Origin of the sequence: Paludibaculum fermentans (genome assembly GCF_015277775.1) — a bacterium.
Classification (GTDB): domain Bacteria; phylum Acidobacteriota; class Terriglobia; order Bryobacterales; family Bryobacteraceae; genus Paludibaculum; species Paludibaculum fermentans.
In genome coordinates, this window is sequence record NZ_CP063849.1 from 2,526,835 (window position 1) to 2,548,707 (window position 21,873).

Here is a 21,873-nt window from a genome sequence, read left to right on the forward strand (position 1 = left end):
ATGTGGAACGATCTGCGCATCGCCGTCCGGAACTTGCGGAAGACGCCGGGCTTCGCCTTTGCCGTCATAGCCACCCTCGGATTGGGCATCGCCCTGAACACGACCATCTTCAGCGTGGTGAATGCCGTCTGGCTGCGGCCGCTCCCCTTCGCCCAGCCCGGGCAGCTCTGCCTGGTCCAGACCCGGATTCCGGCGCTGATTCAGGCGCCGATCCCGTTCTCCGCTCCGGACGTGGGTGAGTTTGAACGTCATACCAATGCCTTCCAGCAAGTGGGCGCCTTCGGCACACAAACGGGCGACCTGGCCGGCGGCGGTGAGCCCGTCCGGGTGAAGAGCACACGCATCACCTGGAGCCTGTTCCCCATGCTCGGTGTGTCTCCGGCGCTCGGCCATAACATCTCGAAGGACGACGACCTGCGGCGCGTCAGGACCCTCATCCTCAGCAATGCGCTCTGGCAGCGCCAGTTCGGCGGCGATCCGGCCATCGTCGGCAAAACCGTAAGGCTCGACCGCGAAACCTACACCGTGGCGGGCGTGATGCCCAAGGGCTTCCAGTTTCCCGAGCAGACGCTCAGCGGCAGCGGACCCGCCGACCTCTGGCTACCCATGTCTTGGAGCGCGGAGGACCTCTCCCGTATCGGCGACAACTTCGACTACAGCGTAATCGCCCGCTTGAAGCCGGGGGTGACCATTGAACAGGCGCGGCAGGATTCAGACCGCGTGGCCGAGCAGATCCGGCAGACCTATCCCCAGGACTTGGCCAAGGGGATCAAACTTATGGCCGCTGTCACCCCCCTGACAGAGGAGATTATCGGCCGCACCAAACCGCTGTTGGGCGTACTGATGGGCGCTGTCGCGCTGCTGCTGCTGGTGGGCTGCGCGAACATCTCGAACCTGATGCTGATCCGGAGCCTGGGCCGCCAGCGCGAAGTCGCGGTGCGCCAGTCGCTGGGAGCAACACGCGGCCGCGTCATGAGTCAGTTCCTGTCAGAGAGCCTCGTGCTGGGGGTAGGCGGTGGCATCGCGGGCCTGCTGGCCGCCCAGTTCGGCCTGGAAGCGCTGGTGAGCCTGGCGCCGGCAGACCTGCCGCGCAAAGCCGAAATCAACATGGACCCCATGGTCCTGCTGTTCACGCTCGGTGTCTCGCTCATCGCCACGCTCGCCTTTGGGCTCGCCCCGGCCATGGCATCCAGCCATACGGACCTGATGGTCTCGCTGCGGGCCGGCAGCTCCGGCAGCATGGGCTCCCGCGGCCGCTCCCGCCTCGGCAACTGGTTCGCGGTCGCCCAGGTCGCGCTGGCCATGATCCTGCTCGTCGGCGCGGGCCTTCTCATGCGGACCTTCTTCACCCTGAAGGGCTCCAATCCCGGCTTCCGCAGCGACCATATCATCACCGCGTCTCTGGCCCTGCCCGGCGTCCGGTATGCGAAACCGTCCGATGTCGAATCGTTTCAGCGGCGGCTGATGGAGGATCTCTCCACTCAACCCGGGGTACGCAACGTCGGACTCTCCAGCAACCTGCCCCTCGAAGGCACCTGGCGCCGCATCTTTGCCGTCGAGGGCGAGCAGAGCCTGACACCAGGCCGTGAACCCGTCTGCACCCACTTCCTGGTCGCTGGAGCCTATTTCCAGGCGCTGGGGATCCCCTTGAAGCAGGGCCGCTACTTCGGGCTCGAGGATCGCCCGGACACGGAAGGCGCTGTCATCGTCAGCGAGAGCTTCGCCCGCCGATTCCTGCCGGGCGGATCGCCGGTTGGCAAGCGCTTGAAATGGGGCACTCCGGCCTCCGATGAAAAATGGATGAAAGTCATCGGTGTGGTCGGCGACGTGAAGGTGCGCGGTCTCGACCAGGAACCCGACGCCCAGGCATACAGCTGGTGGCGGCAGGCGGTCGGAGCAGGACCCATGCGCAACTACGCCGTGGCGGTATCCACCAGCGAAGACCCCTCACAGGCGGCGAACATGCTGCGAACCTCCATGCGGCGCCTGGATAGCGAGATCGCCGTGGCCAACCTGCTCACGATGGAGCAGCGTGTCTCCAGCCAATTGAACTCTCGCCGCTTCAACATGTATCTCTTCGGAGTCTTTGCCGTGGCAGCCACCCTGCTGGCCGGCATCGGCGTCTTCGGCGTCATGGCACACCTGGTCTCGCAACGCACGCAGGAGTTCGGCGTCAGGAAGGCGCTGGGCGCCAACGGCTCCGATATCTTCCGCATGGTGTATGGCCGCGGCTTCGTCCTCGTCGGCCTCGGCCTGGCTGCGGGACTGGCCGGCTCCCTCGTCCTCGCCCGCGGCATGCAGAGCATGATCTACGGAGTCAGCCCGAACGATCCGCTCACCCTCGGGGCAGTGTGCCTGCTCCTCGCCGCGTCGGCTGCCCTGGCGTGCGGTGGACCCGCGTTGCGCGCCTTCCGGGTGGAACCGCTGAAAGCGCTCCGCTGGGAATAGATCGTCGAAGCCTCGGTCTCTTGTAGAGCATCTCTACAGAGGCGTGCGGAGCTGAAGCGCGCACGCCCAAGGAGAGACACGAATGGCCATTATTCGCAAAGGTGAGGCGCACTGGTCCGGATCCCTGATGGAAGGCTCCGGCCGCGTGAAGGGTGCCAGTGGAGCCGTGGATGCCCCCTACAGCGTGAAGTCGCGGACCGCCGACGGTCCGGGCACCAATCCGGAGGAACTGATCGCCGCCGCGCATGCCGGCTGCTACAGCATGATGCTCTCCGCGCTGCTCAGCGGTGCAGGCAAGCCCCCGGCTTCCATCGACACCGTGGCCGCGGTGCACATGGAACTGCTCAACCCCGGCATTAAGATCGCCAAGATCGTCCTCACGACCACGGCTTCCGTACCTGGTCTCACGGCCGAGGAGTTTGCCGAGGTGGCCGATAACGCCAAGAAGAACTGTCCTGTGTCCGTAGCGCTCTCCGCCGTGCCGATCGAGCTGTCGGCCACCCTCGTCTAGCGCGAACCCCTATCTGGACTGGAATCCGGTGGAGCCGGCAGCCCTCTCGCGACTGTGGCTCTGCCGGGATACGCGGGGAAGCTCAACGGCCTGCCCCGGCGGGCTCCCCGGCGATGGTGCGGCTCCTGCCGGAAGTCGCGGGCAAGGCCCAAATTAGCGCGCTGCGGGGCTGGAACCCCAGACGGGGCGCGGCCTGGGCCGCTTACCCCGTCAGAGAAACGACCGGCGGGAGGGAGAGAGCTACCGGCCGTTAAATCCGCTCGATCAGGACTGAAGTGGCTGCGTAATCACCCCCCAGGCGCAGCTCTAGACCTCGATGCATCAGGCTGGCGCCGCTCAACTCCACGGGCCGGCCATCCAATACTGTCACCCTGTACACAGCCTTCTCATCGAGCCCCTGCAGGTGCAGGATCGGCACCGGCCGGCCGTATTGCTGCGAATGCAGAGTCGCGAACACCACAGACTGCTTCCCATCCTCGGCAACATACTGGCTCGACTGGAAACCCGACGGATCACGCGGCGAGGCCAGGCGGTAGAGCTTCCCGGTCTGCACCGTCGTCCGCACCTGCTTGTAGTAGGCGACCATCTTCTTCGCCAGGGCGAAATCCTCCGCCTTCCAGTGGTTCAGGTTGTTGCCGATGCCCAGTGAACCCTGCATCGCCACCAGGAACCGGAACGCGAGCGGAGTCGACCGCCCGTTGAAGTTCGGCACATCGGTCACCCAGGCCATCATTGCCTTCGGCGTGTAGGCCTGCGTGTAGCCTTCCTGGATCTTCAGCCTGTCCAGCGCGTCCGTGTTGTCCGAAGTCCACACCTGGTCCACCCGTCGCAGAATGCCCAGGTCGATACGCCCGCCGCCGCCGGAGCACGACTCGATCTCCAGCCCCGGATGCTTCTTCCGCAGCCGGTCGATGATCTCGTACACGTTCCGTGTGTACTGCAGCCACATCTTCTTCTGCTCGGCGGGGGCCACCTCGGGCCAGCCGGGTTCCGACGCATTGCGGTTCATGTCCCACTTGAGGAACGCGATCTCATTCTCGCTGACGAGCTTGTCCAGCACCGTGAAGATATGCTCCTTCGCATCGTCGCGGGCCATGTTCAGAATCAGTTGATTCCGGGCCTCGCTCCGCGGCCGGTCCGGGAAGTGCATCGCCCAGTCGGGATGCGCGCGGTACAGGTCGCTGTTGGGGTTCACCATCTCCGGTTCGACCCACAGGCCGAAGTCCATCCCCAGCGACTTTACATTCGCGATCAGTCCCTTCAGGCCATTCGGGAACTTCTTCGGATTGACGGTCCAGTCGCCCAGGCCCGCGTGGTCGTCGTTGCGCGCGCCAAACCAGCCGTCGTCCATCACGAAGCGCTCCACACCCAGCGACGCTGCCTTTTTCGCCAGTTCCGTCTGGCCCTGCTCGTTCACATCGAATGTCGTCGCTTCCCATGAGTTGTACAGAATCGGCCGCGCCTTTGACGTCAATCCGCCCGGCAGGATGTACTCCCGCTGGAAGCGATGGAAGGCGCGCGAAGCCTCGCCGAAACCCTGATCGGTGAAGCCCAGGTAGAACGGCGGCGTCTCCAGCGACTCGCCCGGCTTCAGCGTGTGCGCGAAGTCGAAGGTATTCAGCCCGCCCGTCACGCGCACCTGCTGATGCGGAGTCTGTTCCACCGCGAGCCGCCAGTTGCCTGACCAGCCCAACGCTCCAAACCAGACCGGACCGTGCGTCTCGCTCACCGGCTCCGGACCGTCGATGGCAAACCACGGATTCGCCTGATGGCTCGTATTGCCGCGACGGCTCTCCAGTACTTTCACGCCCGGGTTGATGGCCTCGTGCACCATCTGTGTTTCACCCGCCCAACGGCCGTAAAGATAGGTCAGCCGGTAGCCCTCACCTTGCGGGAGATGCAACGTACCGGACTGCGCCGATTCCAGCGTCAGCACATTCGGCGTCTTGTTCGTGATGACCGTATGCTTCTCGACGATGCCCTGCGGATACACGTGATAGAACAACGACACCTGCAGGTCATACCCCAGATCCTTCGCCCGGATCTCCAGCGTGTCCCCCTTGATCTCGTGCGACACATACTTGAGCACTGTGTCGCGCACGCCATTCTGCAGGGTGACTTTGAGACCCGGCTCGACGAACAGACCCGCGCCGTAGCCCGGATACTCTTGTGGCGTGGTCGTCGATGTCCGGTCGAACGAAGCCCACTCGGGCATGGTCCGCGCTCCTGGCAGATCCTGGTCGCGCCACAGGCGCTGACCGAAATACAGAGGCTGGATCTCGCCGCGCTCATTGAGCCCGAGGACATAGGTATTGGGGCCCGCGTCGAGCACAAATACCCTCTTCTCGGCCAGGAATCGGATGGAATCCGCGCCAAACGCGGGCGCGAGCAGGAAAGCGCAAAGGATGAGTGGTCGCATGGTCGTCGGCAGAGATAGCATATCGGATTCCGGGCTCTGAATCCGAGCCCGGATCAACGCCCCAGGCGGAGGGTTGGCCTACTTCCTGGGAGCCACGCTCTTGAAGAGGAACAGGCCGGACTTGCCGCCTGTCGCGAAATCGGGCCGGCCATCGCCGTTGATATCGGCCACTGCGATCTGCATGCCCCCGCCCGTCCGCGTCGAATAGTCGATTACGTGCCGGACAAACATCGGCTCGCCCTTGTCGTCCTTGGAGTTCTCATACCAGTACACGCCCAGGGGTTCGCGCTCGCCCGGATCCTTGCCGTTGTGCGCCATATACCGCTTCCCGGTCAACAGGTCCAGGCGGCCGTCCTTGTTCATATCCACCAACACGGTGGCATGCCCCTGCGACCAGGAGTCGTCGATCAGGTGCTTGATCCACTTACCGTCGCCCCCCTGCTCCAGCCAGAAGATGCCGTAGTTGTGCGCCATCGAGGTGACGATGTCCGCCCGGCCGTCGCCGTTCACGTCCGTCACATGCAAAAAGCCCGTATCCCCGAGATCGAAGTCAGCGTGATAAATCCAAGGCTGATTCCGCGGATCCGCGGGAGCCTCAAACCACCCCTTCGGCGTCACGATATCGTTCCGTTTGTCCCCATTCACATCACCCAGGCCGATCCCATGCCCGTAGCTCTTCGGGCTCACCACGTGCGCCTGCCACGCTCCGCCCTTGAATTCATACCAGGTCAGGGGAGCATTTCCGTTGCCGAACTGCGGCAGAATTTCCAGGGCCTTGCCGTCGCTGTCCGCGTCCACCAGGAACGCGAACTCGACGTTGTACTTCGTCTCGATGTCCTGGCGCTTCCATTCGCCGGTAGCCGTTCCCGGATTCTTCCACCATGAGACATTCTTCGAGAACCAGCCCACGCTGACGACATCCAGCTTCCCGTCGCCATCGTAGTCGGCCACCAGGTCAGAGAAGTCGTCGACGTAGTTATTGAGAAAGGGCAGTGTCCGGAACCGGTGCGGAGTCCAGTTCGGCGCCTCGTACCAGAACTCACCCGCGACGATATCGAGCCGCTTGTCTCCATTGATATCGGCAAACGCGGCGGGCTCCGCCGCACCCCCGTCAATCATCGATTTGTCGAAGGTAAGCTCAGGGGGACGAGTGACAAAGAAGAAGGCGAGAAGGGCAAGTCGGGAGATCATTGGAATCAGCCAGAATGTATCACACCGCGATGCCGGGCAGCAGCCGTGTCAGCCATCCTGTCGCCGGGTGATTCCTGCTGGTGTCCGGCCCCCCAGTATTCCGCCCCGCCTTACCCGGGCTGCTAGAATCGCCGCAGAGCAGTCCCAACCCTTTGACTAGAGGAGATTCACTGCCTTGCACAAGCTCTCCAGAATCCTGGAAGGCTGGGACGGCTACCAGACCAGCCTGCTGCGCGCCGCCGCGCCGCTCACCAGGGATCAGCTCAACTGGAGGCCCGCACCGGACCGCCGCACCGCGGGCGAACTCCTCCGGCACATCTGCATGGGCCGCATCACCTGGCTCGACCGGATGAAGGCCCCGGGCATCGAATCCGTTGCCGCGCGCGTTCCGCAATGGCAGTACGGCGAAGACGGCACGCGTTCAGTCGCCGAGGAGGCTGCAGCCTCCGATGACCCGGCCGCGCTCAACGATTGGCTCGCGCTGTCCTGGCAACCCATCCACCGCCTGCTGGAGGAATGGACCGTCGACGACCTCTTTGAGACTCAGGTGATATTCGACTACGTGGTCTCGCGCCAGTGGATGATCTGGCGGATCCTGTCGCACGACACCCACCACGGCGGCCAATTGGCGACCCTGCTGGCCCTGCAGGGCATCGCAGCCCCGGACCTGCGGGAACAGGGCGGCCACATCATCATCCCGCCCAGAAAATCCGCTTAAGTTCCGCCGCCCTCACTTCTTGCGCTGCGGATAAATCGTTTCCCCTCTCTTCAGCATCTCCACAAACACCGCGATCTTCCTCCGCCGGCCGGCCTCGGTCTTCATGTGATGCACGCGAAAGGCCAGCGCAAAGCGATTCTGCTCGCTCAACCGCGACAGCATCTCCTTGGCCCGTGGCTCGGCCTCTATTGCGGCCTGCAGGTCGTCAGGGATCTTCATCTCCTGGCCGCTCCCATACGCGCGATCCCATCGCCCGTCCTGCTTCGCCGCCTCCACGGCCCGCAGCCCGTACTCCGTCATACGCCCTTCCTTCACCAGCCGCGCGACGTTGTCGACATTGATCTGGCTCCAGATGCTCTTCTTCCCGCGCGGTGTGTAGCGCTGCAGAAAGCTATTCTCGTCGAACCCCTTCCGCACCGCGTCGATCCAGCCCCAGCACAGCACTACGTCGATCGCCTCCTTGGCATTGATCGACTTCAACCCCGACCCCACCTTGTGCATCTTGATCCAGACCTCGTCGGCCCGCTCGTGGTTCTTCCCCAGCCATCGGTAGAAACTCTCAGGGTCCGGAAACTCGCGGACTTTTTCCGGATCGACATAAATTGCAGCCATTTGCCAGATCCTACCATCCGCCCGTCAAAATATGTGCTAAAACAAACCCCATGCCGGTAAAGAACTTCACTCGCAGGACGTTTGTCGCCGCCGCCGGCTCCGCCCCGGCCCTGGCAGCCGAGAATCAGGTCGCGCCCAAGCCCGCCGGCGGCCCGATCAAAATCGTCACCATGTACAAGTTCGAGCCCGAGGAGGTCCGCAGGATCCAGGCCGCGACCCCTGCCGCCATCGAACTCGTCATCGCCGGCAACCGCCAGCAATACCGCACCCTCCTGCGCGAAGCCGACGTCGTCTACGGCGAAATCGCCGGTGCCGAACTCGACTACGCCCCAAAGCTGAAATGGGTCCAATCCGGCGGCGCCGGCATGGAAGGCATGGCACCCGAACTCAAAACCCACCCGGCGGTCGTCACCAATTACGCGCGGATCTTCGCCCCCGGCATCAGTGAAACCGGCATCGGCATGCTGCTGTGCCTCACCCGCGGCATCACCACCCATTACATGCCGCAGTTCGCCAAACGCCAGATGAAGCCCGTCGGCAACCCCAAATCGGCCGATCATACGGAACTCGTCGGCCGCACCATGGCCATCGTCGGCATGGGCGGCATCGGCTCTTTCATGGCCCGCCGCGCCCACTACGGCTTCGACATGAAGATCATCGCCACCGACGCCAGGCCGATCCCCAAGCCCGAATACGTCGACGAGCTCCACTCGCCCGACTACTTCCCTGATCTCGTCCCTCGCGCCGACGTCCTGGTGGCCGCTGCCCCGCTCACCCCCACCACTGAGCGCATGTTCAACGAGTCTGTCTTCCGTTCAATGAAGAAGACCGCCTACTTCCTGGCGCTTTCCCGGGGTCGCCTCTTCGATGACATGGCGCTGGTGAAGGCCTTGAAGCAAGGCTGGATCGCGGGTGCCGGCCTCGACGTCTTTCCGCAGGAACCGCCGCCCAGCGAGCATCCCATCTTCGACCTGCCCAACGTCGTCATGACGGCGCACACCTCCGGCTGGAGCCCGGATCGTCAGGTGCGCCTCATCGACTTCTTCGCCGAGAACGTCCGCCGCTATGCCGCCGGCCTGCCGTTGGTCAACGTGGTGGACAAGCAAGCCGGCTACTGACGGCAGCTATTTTCGATCAGGGGGGCCCGCCGGCCCGTGCAAAGCCTGCTAATACACCCGGTCCAGAGCCTGCACTGGGATCCGGACACGAAACAACGCCTGGCCGTCCGCGCCCAGCAGGTCGAAACTGCCTCCGATACTGGGAGGCCCTGACTGCCCGCCCAGGAAGGTTGACGACCGCTCATGCACCGCCCCCTCCTTGCCCAGCCCCTTCCAACTGCCCAACTCCAGCGTGGTAGGAGGAGTCACCCGGAAATGCAGTTGCACCGCGATCTGGGCCGCGCCATCACCATACAAGGCCGCTACATCGAGCCGGTCCCCATTGCGCGTGCCCTTCACCGATGTGAGCTGGAACCGCGTGACGTTTTGCCCGCCGCCGACATCTTCCACCGGCTTGCCTGCCTGTTTCGAGCAGCCGGAAAGTACCAGGGCGCCCGCCACCGCAAGGACCATCGAAACCCAATGCATCTCACCAGTCTACGTCCCGGCCGCCCGTGAGGCGCTCCCACAACAGGAATATTCGGATGCCGCCAATGAAAACAACGCGGAGGCCGGACTTCCGGCCCCGCGTTGAGTCTCAATCACCCGCACCCGCTCCGTCCTTAATGCCGGACGTGCGGTGCACGGCCGCCTATGGGATCGTCCACGTACCTGTCTGCACCATCCCGGTGTCCCGGTTCAGCACATCCAAGGTCCGCTGGAACATCATCTTCGCCCCCGACATCGGAGCCTTCATCGTGACCGGCGTAGTCACCACCAGATTCCCATTCGTATTCTGGACAGTGGTCCCGCCCGTGTTGATGGAACATGCGCTGCTGTTCAATGCATTGGAGGCCACGCCCGGCGTAACCGGGCCGAGGAAGAAGCCCACGTCGCTGGAGTACATCCACAACCCGTTGCCCCCGCGGTCGTAATGGAGGAAGCAGAAAGGCTGTCCCCCGCCATCCGTCGCGGCCGCGATCAGGAACTGCACCCAGCCGAACGCGCTGCCCGCAAATCCCGGAGGATCCGGATAAGTCAGAGTGAACGTCTGCGAGGAACCGGTGCCGGAGTTGGGCCCCACGGTCATGGTCCCCAGTGTCGCGGCCAACGATGTCCAAGTGCCTCGCTGCACCCAGCCCGAGTCGATACCGGACCGGTCCAGCGTGCGCATGTAGATGTTACGGACGCTCGCCTGTTTGAATACCAGGTTCGCGTTCACCGTTAGGGTCGGGCCGGCGCCCACCACCGTGGAAGCGGAAGTATTCAGGGCGCACAGCGAGTTCTGAAGTCCGTTCGACAACGTACCCGGAGTCACGGGACCGACGAAGAATCCGCCGTCGCCGTACAGCCACAAGCCATTCCCTGCCACATCGTAGTGCACGAAGCAGAACGACTGGCCGCCGCCGTCGGGGCTCACCGCGAACAACATCTGGACCCACGCCAGGTTGTGATAGTCGTCGGCCACCGCGAACAGGCCGGTAAAGGTCTGCGTGTTGCCGCTTCCACTGCCGGGCGTCACCGTGACCGGGGTGGGTCCGGTGATGATCAGCGTGGCATCGCTCGCCTGTCCGTCCTGGAGTCCGCCGCCCGTCACGCTGACCTGGTTGGTCACCAACGCCGGGGCGGCCCCCGACACGTTGACAGTCACTGTGATTGCCGGGTAGCTCGCTCCGGAGGCCAGCGAGTTACTCCGCGTGCAGGTGTTTCCGCCCGCCGGGCAGGTCCAGCCATTGCCCGCCATGGAAACCAGCGTCATGCCTGCCGGCACCGCTTCCGTCACTGACACCGTGCCACTGGTCGCCGCGCCTCCTCCCGGATTGGTAACCGTTACCGAATAGGTGGCATTCTGCTGGCCCTGGGCAAAAACCCCACTATGGGTCTTGGCTACACTCCAGGTGGGACTTTGCACGGTGAGCGTGACGGGCACGGTCACGGCCGACGTCCCCCCGTTGAACACAGCCTGGCCCGTATGGACCCCCGCCGGCACCGCAATGCCGCCAGGAGCGCCGGCCACGTTGAACGTGATCAGCCGTGGCGTCGCGCAACAGTTCCCCGACGGTGTAATCGACAACCAGGAGCCGCCGTTGCCCGACGAGCCCAAAGCGGAGAATCCAAGCGCCGTACCGTTCGAGTTCACCGTGGCCGTCTGCGACAGCGGGTTGGCCCCTCCAAACGGCATCGTGAAGTTGAGCCCGCTCATCTGGGTGAAAATATTCGTCCCCAATTGAACAGCCACCGGCACCGTCACACTGCTGGTGCCGCTCTCAAACAGCAGTTGGCCGTTAAACTGCCCGGCGACCAGCCCGAGATTCGGCAGGTTCCCCGGAACAATACTGACAGTGACGGTCGAGGGCGCCGTGCCGCTGCCGGCCGAAACTTGCAGCCAGGCTCCGTTGTCGAACGTCATCGGAGTAACCGTCCAGTTCAAAGGCCCGGTGCCCATCCTGCGAATCGTCAACTGCTGGCTGGCCGGGCTCCCCGCAGTGGCAGCCGAGAAGTACATCTGGCCCTGCACGTTGTCGAAGAACGGCTGGTTACCCGGCGAAACGGTCAGCGTCACGGGCACAACCATGGCGGTCGTCCCGCTGTCCAGGATGACCTCTCCCGTATAAGTGCCCGCCGCCAGGCCCACCGGAGCGGCGATCGAAACGGTGAGCACTCGAGGAGTGGCACAACAATTGCCCGTCGGAGAGACGGTCATCCAGTTGCCGCCATTGCCGGTGGCGCCGGCCACGCTGAACCCGAGCGCGGCCCCGATACTCGTCGTCGTGACGATCTGCGGTAGCGGGTTCGCCCCGCCTTGCGGCATCGTGAAATGCAGCCCGTTCACCTGGGCAAATCCATTGCCGCCCACCACCACGCTGATGGGCACGGTGACGCTGCTGGCGCCCGAAAGGAAAAGCACCTGCCCCGTGAAGACACCCGCCACCAGCCCCTGATTCGGCAGATTCTGGGTGACGATGCCGATACTCACCTTGGAAGGCGCGGTGCCGCTGGCCGCTGAAACGGTCAGCCAGTTGTTGCCATCAAAAGTGCTGGTCAGGGCCGTCCAGTTCAAGGTCCCAGTCCCGCGATTGCGAAGCTGTACCGTCTGCGCCGCCGGATTGCCGGCGTGCGTCGCCAGGGAATAGCTCAACAGCCCCGGAACATTGTCGAAGAACGGCTGGTTGGCCGGCGAAACCGTGAGGGTCACCGGAACAGTCTGTGAGGTCTGGCCGCTGTAGAACGAGACTTGGGCCGTATAGGTCCCGGCGGGCATGCCCACGGGCGCGGCGACGGTCAACTTGATCGGCCGCGGCGTGGCGCAGCAGTTTCCAGTCGGCGTGACCGTCAGCCACGCGCCGCCGCTGCCCGTCGCGGAGGCCACACTGAAGCCAATCGGTGAGGCCGTGTGGGTGGCGGTCACAATTTGGGGCAGCGGATTCGCACCTCCCTGCTGCATGGTGAAATGAACTCCGCTGAGCTGGCCAAAGACATTGGCCCCCACCTGGACGCTCACCGGAACGGTCACCGTACTGCCGCCGCCCATGTCGAAGCGTAGCTGTCCGGTGAAGACTCCGGCCACCAGTCCTCCGTTCGGCAGGTTGCCCGGGACAATTCCCACCGTGACAAGCGAGGGCGCGGTCCCGCTCGTATTCGCCACTGTCAGCCAACTGCCTCCATCGAACGTACTCGCCGTGACGCTCCAGTTCAGGGTCCCTGTCCCTCTGTTGCGAACCTGGAACACCTGCGGCGAAGGCGCGCTGCCGGCCGGAGTCATGGTGAAGCTCAATTGGCCGGGCACGTTATCGAAGAAGGTAGTGGCCGCCGCCGCGACCGTGAGCGTCACAGGCACCGTGACGGACGTGGCGCCGCTATAGGCGACAATTTGCGCCGTGTACGTGCCCGCCGGCATCGTGGGCGGCGCATTCACAGTGGCCACCAACGCCCTCGGCGTCACGCAACAGTTCCCGGAAGGCGTAACGGACAGCCAACTGCCTCCGGTCGCCGTGGAGTAAGCGACACTGAATCCGGTAGCCGCCCCAAGGCTGGCAATGGTGACATTCTGGGGCAGCGGGTTTGGACCGGCTTGCAGCATGGTGAAGCTGAGGCCGTTCACCTGCTCGAAACCCTGGCCCACCGCTACTGTGATTGGAACCGTCACGCTGCTACCCGTTGTCAGGAACAACAGGTTCGCCGTGTAAACACCCCCGGTCAGCGTGCCGTTAGGTAGATTCGCGGGTACGATGCCGATGGAGATCTCGGAGGGCGCCGTACCGCTGAGGTTCGAAACCGTCAGCCAGTTTCCTCCATCATGTGTCACCGGCGTGACCGTCCAGTTCAGCGTACTCGGCCCTCCATTGCGGATCTGCACCAGTTGATTCGGCGGAGGATTGGCGGCGGAGGTCGGCAGCGAGAAACTCAGCTGGCCGGCCATGTTGTCAAGGAACGGAGCATTCGTCGGCGCGATCGTCAGGGTCACGGGAATGACCATCATCTGCGACCCGTTGTCCGCCAGAACCTGGCCGAAGTAAGTCCCCGCCGCCAGGGACACGAGCGGTTGCACGCTGATCGTCAGCGCGCGCGGTGAGGTGCAGCAGTTCCCGGCCGGGCTGACACTCAGCCATGTTCCACCATTGGAACCGCTCGTCGCCGACGTACTGAAATTGAAAGCGGCCCCCAGGCTGGAGATGGTCACGGTTTGAGGCAATGGGTCGTTACCCGCATAGGGCTTGGTGAAACTCAGCGCATTCACCTGCGCCATGGCGTTCGGAGAGATGGTAAGTGCAATAGGAACACTGATGACACTGGCCCCTCCGGCGGTCTGGAACAGCAATTGCCCGCTGTACGTACCAGCCGTACTGCCGCCGTTGGGCAGGTTGGCGGTGTTGATGCCCACTGTGACCAGGGAGGGAGCCGTGCCCGACGTCGCTGACACGGTCAGCCAGTTCCCGGCGTTCGAAGTGGTGGTGCTCAGGGTCCAGTTCAGACTCCCAACGCCGCCGTTCCGGATCTGGACGACCTGCGAGGGCGGGTGTCCGCCAGGCAACATGGAGAAACTCACCTGGCCCGGAGTATTGTCGAAAAACGTGCCCGAAACCGGCGCGACCACAAGCGTCACGGGTACCGTCAACGAAAGGGCTCCGGACGTAAAGACGACTTGCCCCGAGTAGGTGCCCACCGCCATCGCTGGACTGGTCGTCACAATGACGCGCACGCCGCGCGGAGTGACGCAGCAGTTGCCCGAGGGCGACGCCGTCAGCCAGTTCCCGCCGGAGGATGTCGATGCCGCCACACTGAAGCCGAAATTGGTGGCAGTCGTGCTCGCCACCGCCAGCACCTGTGGCAGCGGGTCGTCCGCGCCAAACGCTTTGGTGAAATGCAGTGGATCGATGTGGGCAAACTGCTGCGCCAGCAACCCGCCGGGCAGGGCCATCGCAAAAATCAGCAGGACAATCGCCCGCAGGCAGGCATTAATGATGCGGGACGCGCTCGAGACGCGTTCGCGGGACGGTTCTTCAACACGAGTGGCCGTTGGCCGCATGATCCCTCCAAGGCTCTGCAACTGCATGTGCCACCCCTTCGCCGGTGGCACAATTGTGGTTTCTTCCCAGGTAGCGCCCGTGTGCGCCCGTCGGCTCTGCCGCCAGCAGGGCTTTACAGGATTCTGCTCAGCGGACTCCTCCGTCCAGGCACTCATGGCAACACCCATCCGCTGCGGCAAGCGCGAAATCTGGTCATGTTCAGCGAGCATCTGCCTCGAACCTCCCCCTCTGATCCATCTCGAAACGCCGCGATACTCCACGGCCCCATTGGTCGCACCGTGAATCGCAAACCAGGCAGCCCATCCCGGCCCACAACGAACAGACCCGCGAACGCAAATGAGTCCCGCATGGCCCAGCAGTCCGCCAAAGCGGACCAACCCGCAAATTGAGCCGCGAACGTGAGTGAGCGGATAGCCACCGAAAGGTTCCACTCAGGCAGTACTGCGACCCTTCGCCAGCGCGTCTTTGTTACGGGCAACTGTTGAGGCCTGAACCAACTCGCGACCCGCCGCAATCACCAGCCAGCACCAGAAACAATCCACAGGAACGGGACCACCGATGAAGCGGCACTCCTTCGTGCGCGGCCGTCCCTCCGTCTCACCCCTCACCGCGCATTGCGAAGAAACGCGCCAAAACCCGTCATAGGTCATGAATATTTCGACAGCCCCCGGACAGGCTAAGCTGGAGGGCCCGTCCACCGGACTCTTGGCGCCGCCATCAAAAGGCGAGGAAAGGCGGACGAGAATCGCCGCCGTTGCGCACGGGTCAGCCGAACGACACAGGCCATTGTCGAATCGAACTCCTGCGCGAAGACGAAAAGATTGTGGGTGTGGACGCTGAATAATGAGTAGCCTGGCAACGGGTCACGCCGAGAGCCAACACCGGTGCTCATCCGGGCCACAATGCACGTATGCGGCACGACATCGCCGTCCCGGCGAATGCGTGCCTAGATGCCCTGCCCCCGCTCCACCCATTCCCTCCCGCCCCCATCTCCCATATACTTGACTAACTCGTAACCTTAGACCGCCCCAAGGAGCGCCCATGCCCACTGCAGTAGTCAACTACGACGGCAGCATCACCGCCTCCCCCGCCCAGCTTGTCTTCCCCGAATCCGTCGCCGACATCCAGGCCATCCTGCGCGACCCGGCCCGCTACCCCAGTCCCGTCCGCGCCGTGGGCAGCTACCACTCCCTCACCCCCTGCGCCTCCTCCGACGGCACCATGATCAACATGGCCCGCATGAACCGCGTCCTCAATATCGACGCGGCCGCCGGCACCATCACCGCCCAGGCAGGCATCCAGTTCATCAACGCGTCCAGGGAACTCCGCAAGCACGATCTCCAGTTCATGACCAACATCGAGATCGGCAACATGACCCTCGGTTCAGCCGCCTGCTGCCACACGAAGGACGCCCTCGACGGCATCGAGTTCGGCCAGGTCAACTCCTACCTCACCAGCGTCAAATGGGTCACCCCCACCGGCGATCTCGCCGAAGCTTCAGAGGAAACGAGTCCCGGCCTCCTCCGCATGCTGCGCGGCAGCTATGGCTTGGCCGGAGTGGTCTACGAGGTCACCTTCCGCATCAAACCCATTGAGGCTATCCATCTCACTTACCTGCCCCGCCCGGTCGACGAGCTCACCCAGGAGGAAGTCGACCAACTCATGGACACCTCCGAAGGCCTCATCTGCTGGACCGTCGGCCGAACCGCCGTCTTCCAGCAGCGCACCCGCGTCGAGGACAGGAACATCTTCGGTGGACTCCTGGCCGCCTTCCGCCGCCGCCTCTGGAACCACAGCGGCGCCTACGCCGGACACCTGCTCGAATCCTTCGTCCACAACCCGGAGGCGCGCGACAACCTCCAACAGGGCCTGTTCCAACTCGATGAGTTCATGTACGGCACCCTCCGCCTCTTCGGCGGCATCACCATCCTTGCGCCCGACAAGACCATCGACTACAGCAAGACGAAAACCTCGGCCAAATATGCCTTCACCTTCTGGGCCTTCCCGCGCGCCCGCTGGCTTTCGGTACTGCGCGACTACCTCGACTTCGCCGATCAGCACCATAAGGTCACCGGCTTCCGCTGCAACATGCCGCTGGGCGCCTACCACATCCGCCGCGACACGCATTCAGTCCTCTCCTACAGCCACGACGAGGAAATCTTCTCCATCGACCCGATTCACGCTCCGGTCGACCTGCCCGCCTGGCAGAACTTCCTGCGGGCCTTCAACGAATTCTCCTTCCAGCGCGGCGGCATCCCCCTCTTGAACCAGAGTCCCTTCGTCGAGCGCCGGCACGTGGAGGCAGCCTACGGCCAGCGTTGGCACGAACTCTCAGACTGGGTAGCCCAGCAGGACCCCACCGGCCGAATGCTGAACCCCTACTTCGCCGCCCTGCTCTCCAAGTCCGCCGCCCAGGCGCAATCCTGACTGGCGCCACAACCAAAGAACTAGAGATAGAGGAGACACACCCCGATCGCGACGAGCCAGGCCCTAATGCGTATCCAGCACGGACCGTAAGGCACCCAGACGGGACGCCCCGAAACGGAGCCGCAAACGTCAGTGATCGGATAGCTCACCCAACGGCTCCACTCAAAACAGCCAGGCGCCCCAGCGCCCTCCGCCCGCCAAATTGTAAGGAACCGCGTTCCGAGGCCGCCTTCGAGAAGCAGGGAGAGCAACCGCCCCCGACCAACTCAGGAAGCGGTCGGCACAACAGGATTGAATCCGCCGCTGTAGCGATCACCTGGCCGCAATGTCCGCCACGTCACTCCGACCGCAAAGCCTGCATGATGTCCACCCTGGCCGCCCGGGCCGCCGGAGCCAGCGACGCCACCAGCGCCGCCGCCACCAGCACCGCCGCCGACCCCGCCACCGGTACGAAGCCCGGCATCTTCATCCCGGGAAGAACGCTGCCCGCTGCGCTCGCTAACGCATAGCCGCCCACCACGCCCGCCGCGATCCCCACACCCGCAATCACAGCACCCTGGCTGAGAACACCAAACACCAGGTGCCGCGGCTGCGATCCGATGGCCAGGCGAATTCCAAACTCGCGCGTCCGGCCGCTGACCGAGAACGCCAAAACACCACCTACCCCCACCACGGCGATGGCCAAGGCCACGGCCGCGAACCCTCCGAAGACCAGCGTGTTCAGGCGGTCTGGGGACAGCACCTCCGTGCGGATGTCCTCCAGGGTGGCCGCCCGTTCCACCGGTTGCTCGGACGACTTCTCGCGGATGATGCGCGTGACGGGCGTGATGAGGGAGTACGGATTGCCCCGTGTATGGATAAACAGATTCGCCGCCCAGAGGTCTTCCTGGGAGAACGGATGGTAGACAGTCATGGCCGGACCCGCCACTACATTCTCGTCGTCGACATCGGCGGTCACCCCGATAATGCGGCGAGCCTCCGTGCTGATACCGACGAACTTCATCACCGGATCGGTCCACGTCATGTGATGGTTCACTGCCTCCTGGTTGGGGAACAGCCGTTGCGCCAGGCTTTGGCTGACAATGACCACCTTCTCGCCGTCCTTCCGGTCGGCTTCATTGAAGTCGCGCCCTGCAATCAGCGGAACGCCCAGCGAAGTGAAATAGCCCGGCGAGATCGTCCGGAACCGTGCGCGCGGGTCTTCTTCGCCCGGAGCCGGCACGCGCCCTTCCGCCGTGAAACTGAAACCAGGACCGAATTTGCCGCCATCCCGCCATGGCATGAAAGTGCCCACGGCAACCCCGTCCACACTGGGAAGAGAGGTGATCTGCCGGATTGTCTCCTTATAGAAGCTCAGCACCTGCTCCGGCGTCTTGCCGTAGGACATCACGGGGACGCTTACCGTAAGCACCCGCTCCGTATCGAATCCGGTCCGCGCCGATTGCAGCGAGATCAGCGTCTTCGTCAGCATCGCCGCCCCGGCCAGCAGCACGAAAGAGGCCGCGATCTGGGTCACCGCAAAGGCGCGCAGCCGCCGGTTGGCGCTACCCGTGATGCGGACACCTCCGCTGGCGGGTCCGAAACCGCGCGACGAGTCCGCTGAAGGCAGACGCGGGACCATCGCCAACGCCACAGCCGCCACCAACGCCAGCAGCGCACCCACCCACAGCATGCTGGCATCCACCGTCAGGTCGAGCGCCCGAACCGAGAAACGCGAAGCGTAGCGAGCCAGGACAGCCAGCATCGGACCGGCGCTGATAACCCCCAGGGCGGCTCCGGCGCCGCACAGAACAAGACTCTCCGCCAGCAGCGTCCGCCGCAACGCGCCGGTGGTGGCACCCAGGGCGGCACGCGTACAGAGCTCACCCTCCCGCCGCACGGTCCGGGCAAGAATCAGATTCGCCACGTTCGAACAGGCGATCACAAACATCAGAACCGATGCCCCCAGCAGGATCAGCAGCACGTTCCGAGCGGGAGAGGTGATCTGATCCCTCAGCAGCCGGGCGTCCACCTGGAAATTCGCCTTTGGGGAATACGCCTCCGAATGTTGCTTGATCATCGAACCGTAGACCGCACGCAGTTCCGCGCGCGCCGATTCCAGCGTCGCCCCCGGAGCCAGGCGCCCGAACAGTTCCGTCATCCGGTGCACGCGGCCGGTCACCATCGTCGCTGACAGGTGATGAGGACTGGTCACGACATTCGCGATGATCTCCGTCTCGGCCGGATAGGGAACGGCGGGCTCAAGCACGCCCACAATCGTCGCGGTCCGCTCACCCAGGCGGATGGTCTTCCCAAGCACGTTGCGGTCGCTCTTCGTCTGCGTCGTCCAGAACCGGTGCGTGAGCACGCAGGCGCCGGCCGCGTTTGGGCCGTCGTCATGCTTGTCGAGCAACCGGCCCAGCACCGGACGCAGCCCCATCACCTCGAAAAACGACCCGTCCACGACACCGGACCGAACCTCCCGCGGATCGCCCAGCCCGACCATGGTGAAGTCGATGGTGGAGAACTCTCCAAACGCGCTCAGAGACTTGACCCCGGCGCGCAAATCCTGGATCTCCGGCACGGAGAACGCCACCTCCTCCGCCCCCATGCCGCGAGCACTCTGCTGAATGTAGATCAGCCGGTCCTCTCCACGATTCACCAGCGGCCGCAGCAACACGCCACGCACCAGGGTGAAGATGGCCGCGTTCGCGCCGATCCCCAGCGCGAGTGTCAGCACAACCGTTGCCGTCAGCCCCTTCGCCCGGGATAGCGAACGGATCGCGAACCTCAATTCGTGCAGGAAGCTGGAAACCAGCTCGCGGTAGCGCCCATGCGTTTCATCGTGCCCAGTCATGGAATCTCCTCTCGGCTCTACTCTCACGTCGAACCGGCGCCCGCGAATTCGACATAGCCCTGCAAGTTTTTCTCCCCTTGCGGCTGTATCACTTACGGTTCAGGGCAGCCCAATGCCCACTCCGACTCAGCGGACCCGCCCCCCCGCCACCCGCCGCGGAACAGCTCCTGATACCTCTATCACGCCTCCACCTCGGTCAGCGTCAGTACACCTGCATCTGCCGTGAACACTCGCTGAACTCCTGACCCGGCGGCGAAGGGCCAGACGTTCATGGAACAGTCCGCGAGGAAGCGTTGCGGTAAGATCGGTGGGTCTTTCATGGACTCTGTTCTCTCGGGACACCGCGCGAGCTTCACGCATCGTCATCTCCTGGCCCCCGGCCGGATGGCTCACCGCGGGCATTGCGTCGTCCGCCCAGGGATTCGAATCGCCGCGCGCAAGGGAGCCGCTCCACCATGAACTCTCGCATCTTCTTTTGGGCCATCACATCAGCACTGGCCGGCTTTCTCTTCGGCTTCGACACGATTGTCATCTCCGGCGCGGAACAGACCATTCAGCGTTTGTGGGGCCTCAGCCCCGGATTCCACGGCCTCGTGATGGGGTCCGCCCTCTACGGCACCGTCCTGGGCTCCCTGTTGGGCGGCTGGCCGACTGATCAATTCGGCCGCAGGAAAACGCTCCTCTTCATCGGCATTCTCTACGTAATCTCGGCGGTGGGCTGCGGCTTCGCCACCGGACCGCTGATGTTCGTCATCGCCCGCATCCTGGGCGGCATCGGCATCGGCGTCTCCACCGTGGCCGCCCCGCTCTACATCTCCGAAATCGCCCCGCCCGCTTATCGCGGCCGCCTGTCGGGCATGTTCCAGTTCAACATTGTCTTTGGCGTCCTCGTCGCCTTCATCTCTAATGCATTGATAGCCCAGGTCGGAGGTGTAAACTCCTGGCGCTGGATGCTCGGCATCGCCGCCTTCCCCTCCGTCATCTACGCCGTCATGTGCCTCGGACTCCCCGAGAGCCCCCGCTGGCTGCTCAGCCGCAAACACGACAGGGCGGCCGGACTCAAGGTATTGCGCCTCATTGAACCGGACCTCTCCGAAGCCCAGCTGCAAGCCCATGCCGAGGAAATGTCGTCCGCAAACACATCACAGACCGTCGCCTCGGCCTTCTGGACGCCCCGCCTGCGCATCCCCATCCTTCTCGCGATCCTCGTTGCCTTCTTCAACCAGCTCTCTGGCATCAACGCCGTGAACTACTTCGCGCCCCGCATCTTCGAGATGGCCGGGCTGACCGAAAAGGCCGCGCTGCTGCAATCGGTTGGCATCGGCATCGTCAATATCATCTTCACCATCCTCGGCCTCTCCCTGATCGACAAACTGGGCCGGCGCACCCTCCTCTACATCGGTTCGTTCGGCTACATCCTCTCGCTGGGCCTGACGTCCTGGGCGTTCGCAACCCAGCACTACTCCATCGTCCCCGCCTGCATCTTCTTCTTCATCGCCGCCCACGCCATGGGCCAGGGTACCGTGATCTGGGTCCTCCTCTCAGAGATCTTCCCCAACCGGCACCGGGCGGAGGGTCAGGCCCTCGGCAGTTTCACGCACTGGCTGTTCGCCGCCTTGCTGACGACCCTCTTCCCCATGATGGTCTCGGCTTTCGCACCGGCCCAGATCTTCCTTTTCTTCTGCAGCATGATGGTGCTTCAGCTCATCTGGGTGAAAGTCATGGTGCCCGAAACCAAAGGCGTGGCCCTGGAAGACATGCAACAAACGCTCGGACTCGACGTGGAGCACTGACGGCCCGAATTGGCTTCACGACCCTCCATTGCCGGCGAGTTTTTCTCACACCCTTGTGAAACCACGCCATAAAGTCCCGGCTGCCTCTTGGGCTAGCCGCACCCGGCGTATGGGCAATCCGGGGCTTCTGATCGCGCGGAAGTGGCCTGCGTCTGTCCTCCTGATCACTTTTCCCACTTGTTCTGAATGGGATCTAAATATGGATATATGAACCTTCGTTAAGCATCCGAAAACGCGACAACGAAGAAGGGAGAGATTTTGGTCCCTTAGTCATATATAATGCTGCCAACGGA

The 21,873-nt window shown here is 63.8% G+C and carries 12 protein-coding genes; 6 read left to right on the plus strand and 6 right to left on the minus strand.

Annotation, left to right across the window (positions count from 1 at the left end; genetic code table 11):
- Both IRI77_RS09900 and IRI77_RS09905 read left to right on the plus strand, forming a co-directional pair.
- Entirely contained in the window at positions 1 to 2,448 is a 2,448-nt protein-coding gene (locus IRI77_RS09900) for an ABC transporter permease (RefSeq protein ID WP_194451908.1), read from the plus strand.
- A gap of 82 nt (positions 2,449 to 2,530) precedes the next feature.
- The gene (locus IRI77_RS09905) at positions 2,531 to 2,959 is read left to right on the plus strand and encodes an OsmC family protein (protein WP_194451909.1); all 429 of its coding nucleotides are present in this window, start codon (positions 2,531 to 2,533) and stop codon (positions 2,957 to 2,959) included.
- 250 nt (positions 2,960 to 3,209) lie between these two features.
- Here IRI77_RS09905 and IRI77_RS09910 read toward each other — a convergent pair whose 3' ends face one another.
- Together IRI77_RS09910 and IRI77_RS09915 are read right to left on the minus strand one after the other, a co-directional pair.
- Positions 3,210 to 5,378 (minus strand): alpha-galactosidase, encoded by a 2,169-nt coding sequence (locus tag IRI77_RS09910; RefSeq protein WP_194451910.1) that lies wholly within the window; start codon positions 5,376 to 5,378, stop codon positions 3,210 to 3,212.
- Positions 5,379 to 5,456: 78 nt separating this feature from the next.
- The gene (locus IRI77_RS09915; protein WP_194451911.1) at positions 5,457 to 6,569 is read right to left on the minus strand and encodes an FG-GAP repeat domain-containing protein; all 1,113 of its coding nucleotides are present in this window, start codon (positions 6,567 to 6,569) and stop codon (positions 5,457 to 5,459) included.
- A gap of 175 nt (positions 6,570 to 6,744) precedes the next feature.
- Between IRI77_RS09915 and IRI77_RS09920 the strand changes: the two genes are divergently transcribed.
- Positions 6,745 to 7,287 (plus strand): DinB family protein, encoded by a 543-nt coding sequence (locus tag IRI77_RS09920; protein ID WP_194451912.1) that lies wholly within the window; start codon positions 6,745 to 6,747, stop codon positions 7,285 to 7,287.
- Between the two features lie 12 nt (positions 7,288 to 7,299).
- Here the strand turns inward: IRI77_RS09920 and IRI77_RS09925 are convergent, their stop codons facing one another.
- A complete protein-coding gene (locus tag IRI77_RS09925; protein WP_194451913.1) occupies positions 7,300 to 7,899 on the minus strand; it encodes a YdeI/OmpD-associated family protein in 600 nt (199 codons plus the stop codon).
- Between the two features lie 50 nt (positions 7,900 to 7,949).
- Here IRI77_RS09925 and IRI77_RS09930 point away from each other — a divergent pair, with 50 nt between their 5' ends.
- Positions 7,950 to 9,017, plus strand: coding sequence for a D-2-hydroxyacid dehydrogenase (locus tag IRI77_RS09930; protein WP_194451914.1), 1,068 nt, complete (start codon positions 7,950 to 7,952; stop codon positions 9,015 to 9,017).
- Positions 9,018 to 9,065: 48 nt separating this feature from the next.
- On the opposite strand, the gene IRI77_RS09935 is transcribed toward IRI77_RS09930, so the two are convergent.
- A complete protein-coding gene (locus IRI77_RS09935; RefSeq protein ID WP_194451915.1) occupies positions 9,066 to 9,470 on the minus strand; it encodes a hypothetical protein in 405 nt (134 codons plus the stop codon).
- Positions 9,471 to 9,648: 178 nt separating this feature from the next.
- On the minus strand, positions 9,649 to 14,523 hold the full coding sequence (locus IRI77_RS09940) for a beta strand repeat-containing protein (protein WP_194451916.1): 4,875 nt from the start codon (positions 14,521 to 14,523) through the stop codon (positions 9,649 to 9,651).
- Positions 14,524 to 15,565: 1,042 nt separating this feature from the next.
- Here IRI77_RS09940 and IRI77_RS09945 point away from each other — a divergent pair.
- Positions 15,566 to 16,951: an FAD-binding oxidoreductase gene (locus tag IRI77_RS09945; protein ID WP_194451917.1), complete on the plus strand. Its 1,386-nt coding sequence runs from the start codon at positions 15,566 to 15,568 to the stop codon at positions 16,949 to 16,951.
- Positions 16,952 to 17,288: 337 nt separating this feature from the next.
- Here IRI77_RS09945 and IRI77_RS09950 read toward each other — a convergent pair whose 3' ends face one another.
- A complete protein-coding gene (locus IRI77_RS09950; protein ID WP_194451918.1) occupies positions 17,289 to 19,787 on the minus strand; it encodes an ADOP family duplicated permease in 2,499 nt (832 codons plus the stop codon).
- A 455-nt stretch (positions 19,788 to 20,242) separates the two neighbouring features.
- On the opposite strand from IRI77_RS09950, the gene IRI77_RS09955 reads away from it, so the two are divergent.
- Complete coding sequence (locus IRI77_RS09955; RefSeq protein WP_194451919.1) at positions 20,243 to 21,580, plus strand: sugar porter family MFS transporter; 1,338 nt, start codon at positions 20,243 to 20,245, stop codon at positions 21,578 to 21,580.
- Positions 21,581 to 21,873 lie beyond the last annotated feature (293 nt).

What these genes read in the sequence shown, in the direction of transcription:
- IRI77_RS09950 (WP_194451918.1), bottom strand. Translation starts at nt 19,787, where the DNA reads ATGACTGGGCACGATGAAACGCATGGGCGCTACCGCGAGCTGGTTTCC.
- IRI77_RS09955 (WP_194451919.1), top strand. Translation starts at nt 20,243, where the DNA reads ATGAACTCTCGCATCTTCTTTTGGGCCATCACATCAGCACTGGCCGGC.
- IRI77_RS09900 (WP_194451908.1), top strand. Translation starts at nt 1, where the DNA reads ATGTGGAACGATCTGCGCATCGCCGTCCGGAACTTGCGGAAGACGCCG.
- IRI77_RS09915 (WP_194451911.1), bottom strand. Translation starts at nt 6,569, where the DNA reads ATGATCTCCCGACTTGCCCTTCTCGCCTTCTTCTTTGTCACTCGTCCC.
- IRI77_RS09910 (WP_194451910.1), bottom strand. Translation starts at nt 5,378, where the DNA reads ATGCGACCACTCATCCTTTGCGCTTTCCTGCTCGCGCCCGCGTTTGGC.
- IRI77_RS09905 (WP_194451909.1), top strand. Translation starts at nt 2,531, where the DNA reads ATGGCCATTATTCGCAAAGGTGAGGCGCACTGGTCCGGATCCCTGATG.
- IRI77_RS09945 (WP_194451917.1), top strand. Translation starts at nt 15,566, where the DNA reads ATGCCCACTGCAGTAGTCAACTACGACGGCAGCATCACCGCCTCCCCC.
- IRI77_RS09940 (WP_194451916.1), bottom strand. Translation starts at nt 14,523, where the DNA reads ATGCGGCCAACGGCCACTCGTGTTGAAGAACCGTCCCGCGAACGCGTC.
- IRI77_RS09930 (WP_194451914.1), top strand. Translation starts at nt 7,950, where the DNA reads ATGCCGGTAAAGAACTTCACTCGCAGGACGTTTGTCGCCGCCGCCGGC.
- IRI77_RS09925 (WP_194451913.1), bottom strand. Translation starts at nt 7,899, where the DNA reads ATGGCTGCAATTTATGTCGATCCGGAAAAAGTCCGCGAGTTTCCGGAC.
- IRI77_RS09935 (WP_194451915.1), bottom strand. Translation starts at nt 9,470, where the DNA reads ATGGTCCTTGCGGTGGCGGGCGCCCTGGTACTTTCCGGCTGCTCGAAA.